This is a genomic window from Vibrio hibernica (assembly GCF_015223435.1).
GTDB lineage: Bacteria > Pseudomonadota > Gammaproteobacteria > Enterobacterales > Vibrionaceae > Vibrio > Vibrio hibernica.
Map to the genome: position 1 here is coordinate 1 of NZ_VHKO01000123.1, position 1289 is coordinate 1289.

Sequence of the window (1289 nt, forward strand, 5' to 3'; positions counted from 1 at the left end):
CAGGGTTCCCGCATGTTATTTTCGCAGTGTTTCTCAAGTTTTCGGGGTGAAATTTCAAAAAATAGGTTGAATGTGGTGATCTGACGTGATCTTATACTGTTTAGATAACAGAGTGAGATTGAAAAGATGAATTACGACGAATTCAAAGAGCATTTTAACATATTGAGTGATAGTCGTCAGGAGCGAAAAATTACTTATAATTTCTTCGAAGTGATGTTCCAAGTAGTGAATGCCATGTTGTGTGGAATGAAAACCTGGGATGAGATAGAAGCGTTTGGGGAAGAGAACTTAGAATGGTTTAGAAAGTTCAGTCCTTATTTGTCAGGTATTCCAAGTCAAGATACAACGGCTCGCATTATTGGATTGGTTGACCCCGATGAATTTTCTCTTTGCTTTACTCGATGGTGTAACGATATTCAATATGAAAAATCATTAGAAACCAATCATATAGCTATTGACGGAAAGTCCTTAAAAGGTACGTATGATCACAGTAAAAAGAAATGCCTAACACATATGGTCAATGCTTATTCTGTTGATACTGGTCTGGTTTTAGGGCAACTAAAAACGAGCTCTAAATCGAACGAAATAACGACTATCCCTGAGCTTCTTAAACTAATCCGAGTGAAGGGTCGAGTAATCAGTGTTGATGCAATGGGCTGCCAGAGAGCAATCGCAGAGTTAATAGTTGCACGTAAAGGTGACTATTTAATGTCAGTAAAAGATAATCAACCAAGTCTTCATAAGGTTTTTACTGAACACTTTTCGTTAGAACAATTAAGCCGCTATGCGAGTGATTCTTTTGAACAAGAAGAAATTGGCCAACGAGGGCGTAAGATATTAAGAAGTTATATTGTTGTTCCGTTTACTGATAAGTTTGGAGACTTCGCCTCTAAATGGAAAGGGTTGAAAAGCTTATGTATAGCAACGACTTATCAACAGAAAAATGGTGAGCCTTCAGGCAGTTTGGGGATTAGATACTTCATTTCTTCTAAGGACATGAAAGCAGAAGAATTTGGTAAATTATGCCGAGGTCATTGGGGCGTTGAAAGTATGCACTGGTGGTTGGATGCCGTAATGAATGAAGATGACAGCCGAATCACCTACAAGCACGCATCCGAAAACCTATCGCGAATTCGTCAAATGTGTATGAATTTTATTAAGCTTGTAGAGATGAAAGGAACATTAAAACGCCGACAATTGAAATGCGCGTTAAATACTGAGTTTCGAGAGAGAGTTTTGTTTGGCACTTGAGTGATTTTAACAACTTTGCTACTCATGCGGGAACCCTG

At 38.5% G+C, this 1289-nt stretch carries 1 protein-coding gene; it reads left to right on the forward strand.

Going from position 1 to position 1289, the window contains the following annotated elements; translation table 11 throughout:
* Positions 1-126 precede the first annotated feature (126 nt).
* Complete coding sequence (locus tag FH976_RS15745) at positions 127-1251, forward strand: ISAs1 family transposase (protein ID WP_194091717.1); 1125 nt, start codon at positions 127-129, stop codon at positions 1249-1251.
* Positions 1252-1289 lie beyond the last annotated feature (38 nt).

Coding starts and splice junctions, on each gene's coding strand:
- FH976_RS15745 (WP_194091717.1), top strand. CDS start 127: ATGAATTACGACGAATTCAAAGAGCATTTTAACATATTGAGTGATAGT.